The following is a 3,537-nucleotide window of genomic DNA, read 5'->3' on the forward strand; positions in this document are numbered from 1 at the left end:
GGTCATCGGCGTCGGCCTGTTCTTCGACACCTTCGAGAACAACCTGTCGGGCACCATCGGCAAGGTGCTGCAGAGCGACTTCGGCTTCGGCGCGCCCACCAGCGCCGACGCCGGCAAGGCCGTACGGCCGGCGCTCGCGCTGCTGTCGGCCGAGGCGGTCGGCGCTCCGCCGGAGATCGCCCTGCCCGGCGCCGTCGCCGTGGAACTCGTGCACAACTTCTCCCTGGTGCACGACGATCTGATGGACGGCGACGAGGAGCGCCGCCACCGGCGCACGGTGTGGAAGCTGTGGGGTCCTTCCAGCGCCATCCTGACCGGTGACGCGATGCTGGCACTCGCCCAGGAGGTGCTGCTGGACTCCGGGCTGCCGACGGCGGCGCCCGCCGCCCGGCTGCTGGCGCGCACCACCCGGCATCTGATCCGCGGTCAGGTCCAGGACCTGTCCTTCGAACAGCGCTCGCACGTCACGGTCGAGGAGTGCGTCGACATGGCCGCCGACAAGACCGGCGCGCTGCTGTCGGCGAGCGCCGCGATCGGCGCCGTCCTCGCCGGGGCGCCGGAGGCGACGGTGGACGCGCTGGCGCTCTACGGCGACCAGCTCGGCGTCGCCTTCCAGCTCGTCGACGACGTTCTCGGCATCTGGGGCGACCCGACCGTCACCGGCAAGTCGGTCCACTCCGACCTGCGATCCCGCAAGAAGTCCCTGCCGGTGAGCCACGTACTGAACCGGGACGGCCCGCTCAGCGACGAGTTGGCCGCCTGGCTCACCACCCCCGGCGAACCCGGCGAGGAGGAACTGCGGCACGTGGCCGGCCTGATCGAGTGCGCCGGCGGCCGGGACTGGGCGCTGGCCGAGGCCGCCAGACGGATGGCGCTGGCCGAGGACGCGCTGCGCGGTGTCGAGCTGGATGCCGGCGCGCGGGACGAACTCCTCGCGCTCGGGCGGTTCGTCGTCGACCGCGAGCTCTGAGACCGGGCCGACCCCCGTACCCGTATGCCCCGTTGTGACTTCTGACTCTCCGATCCGCGCGGCGCCCCCGCCAGGGCACCACGATGCCCGCTGCCCCTCCGCAACCCACTCCCAAGGATTCCCCCATGCCCCAGGACGTCGACTTCCACATACCCCTGCCGGGCCGGCAGAGCCCGGATCACGCCCGCGCCGACGCCGAGCAGCTCGTATGGCCGCGCTCGCTCGGGCTGATCAAGTCCGAGGCGGCCGCGACGCGTCATCTGCGCGGCGGCTATGCCGACCTGGCCTCCCGCTTCTACCCCCACGCCACCGGCACCGACCTGGACCTGGGCGTCGACCTGATGTCGTGGTTCTTCCTCTTCGACGACCTCTTCGACGGGCCGCGCGGCGAGAACCCGCAGGAGACCAAGCAGCTCACCGACGCGGTCGCGGCGGCGCTGGACGGCCCCCTCCCCGACACCGCGCCCCCCATCGCCCACGGCTTCGCCGACATCTGGCAGCGCACCAGCGAGGGCATGACACCCGCCTGGTGCGCGCGCAGCGCCCGGCACTGGCGCAGCTACTTCGACGGCTACGTGGACGAGGCGGAGAGCCGCTTCTGGGACACGCCGTACGACTCCGCCGCCCAGTACCTGGCCGTGCGCCGGCAGACCATCGGGGTGCAGCCGACGGTCGACCTCGCCGAGCGCGCGGGCCGCTTCGAGGTGCCGCACAGGGTCTTCGACAGCGCCGTGCTCTCCGCGATGCTCCAGATAGCCGTCGACGTCAATCTGCTGCTCAACGACATCGCCTCGCTGGAGAAGGAAGAGGCCCGCGGCGAGCAGAACAACATGGTCATGATCCTGCGCCGGGAGCACGGCTGGTCCAAGGACCGCAGCGTCGCCCACATCCAGAGCGAGGTGCGCGTCCGCCTGGAGCAGTACCTCCTGCTGGAGTCGTGCCTGCCGCAGGTCGGCGACATCTACCGGCTCGACGAGGCCGAGCGCGAGGCCCTGGAGCGCTACCGCGACGACGCCGTGCGCACCGTGATCCGCGGTTCCTACGACTGGCACCGCTCCTCGGGCCGCTACGACGCCGAGTTCGCGCTCGCCGCCGGTGCCCAGGGCTACCTGGAGGAGCTCGGCAGCACCGCCCGCTAGCACCACGCACCCGCGTCCGGCCGCCGCGGCGGCACAGTTGTGGGCAGACCGGAACTGCTGTCAACGGACCAGCAAAGATGGGAAGTTGAGAATCGAATGACCGAGCAGACCACCTTCTCGGCGGGAGCGGCGCCCGGGGCGCTCCCCGTCGTGGGACACGCCCTGCAGATGATGCGTCACCCCGTGAACTTCATGACCTCACTGTCGGCCCACGGCGACCTGGTCGAGATCAAGATCGGCCCCACCACGGCCCACGTCCCGACCCACCCCGAACTGCTGCGGCACGTCCTGACCAACGACCGCATCTTCGACAAGGGCGGCGTCTTCTACGACCGCGCCCGTGACATCGCCGGCAACGGCCTGGTCACCTGCCCGTTCGCCGACCACCGCCGCCAGCGGCGGCTGATGCAGTCGGCGTTCACCCGAGGCCAGCTCAAGCGGTACGCCGAGGCCATGCAGGCCGAGATCGAGGACACGGCGTCGCGCTGGCAGGACGGCATGGTCGTCGACGCCTTCCAGGAGATGTACGGCATGGCCCTGCGCACGGTCGGCCGCACCCTGTACTCCACACCCGTCAGCCCCGGGCTGGCGGCCAAGGTGGAACGTTCCTTCGACGTCGTGCTCAACGGCCTGTTCCGGCAGATGTTCCTGCCGGCCTCGATCCGCCGGCTGCCCCTGCCCTCCCAGCGCCGGTACAGGAGCAACCTGGACTTCCTGCACGAGACCACCCAGCAGTTCATCGACGACTACCGCAGCTCCGACACCGAGCGCGACGACCTGCTCGCCGCCCTGCTCGCCTCCCGCGACGACGACGGCGGCCGGCTCGGCGACAAGGAGATCCACGACCAGGTCATCACCGTCATGGCGGCCGGCACCGAGACCGTCGCGGGCACCCTGACCTGGGTCTTCTACCTCCTCTCCCAGCACCCGGCGATCGAGGCCGCGCTCTACGACGAGATCGACACCGTCCTCGACGGCCGCGCCCCGCAGTGGGACGACCTGCCGAACCTCTCCCTGGCCGACCGGATCATCTCCGAGACGCTGCGACTGCACCCGCCGGCCTGGCTGTTCACCCGCCTGACCGTCTCCCCGACCGAACTCGCGGGCCGTCAACTGCCCACCGGCTCCACCGTCGTCTTCAGCCCCGCCGCGGTCGCCCAGTACGAGGACGCCTTCGACAACCCCAAGAAGTTCGACCCCGACCGCTGGCTCCCGGACCGTATCGCGCCGGCCTCCCGCCACGCCTACGTGCCGTTCGGCACCGGCGCCCGCAAGTGCATCGGCGACCTCTACGCACGCACCGAGGCCACCCTGGGGCTCGCCACCATCCTCGGCCGCTGGCGGGTCACCTGCGAGCCCGGCATGGACATCCGCCCGGTCCCGCTGGCCACCGTCTACCACCCGCGCCGGCTGCGCCTGAGGCTGGAC

At 71.3% G+C, this 3,537-nt stretch carries 3 protein-coding genes; all 3 read left to right on the top strand.

What is annotated here, in order from left to right; translation table 11 throughout:
* Positions 1-4 precede the first annotated feature (4 nt).
* Positions 5-970, top strand: coding sequence for a polyprenyl synthetase family protein (locus tag ACWEN3_RS43640; RefSeq protein WP_452983463.1), 966 nt, complete (start codon positions 5-7; stop codon positions 968-970).
* Positions 971-1,095: 125 nt separating this feature from the next.
* Positions 1,096-2,109 (top strand): pentalenene synthase, encoded by a 1,014-nt coding sequence (gene ptlA / locus ACWEN3_RS43645; RefSeq protein ID WP_452983457.1) that lies wholly within the window; start codon positions 1,096-1,098, stop codon positions 2,107-2,109.
* A gap of 96 nt (positions 2,110-2,205) precedes the next feature.
* Positions 2,206-3,537, top strand: a 1,332-nt coding sequence (gene ptlI / locus ACWEN3_RS43650) for a pentalenene oxygenase (protein WP_452983460.1), incomplete at its 3' end; no start/stop codon positions are given.

Source organism: Streptomyces sp. NPDC004561 (assembly GCF_053602155.1).

What these genes read in the sequence shown, in the direction of transcription:
- ptlA (WP_452983457.1), top strand. Translation starts at nt 1,096, where the DNA reads ATGCCCCAGGACGTCGACTTCCACATACCCCTGCCGGGCCGGCAGAGC.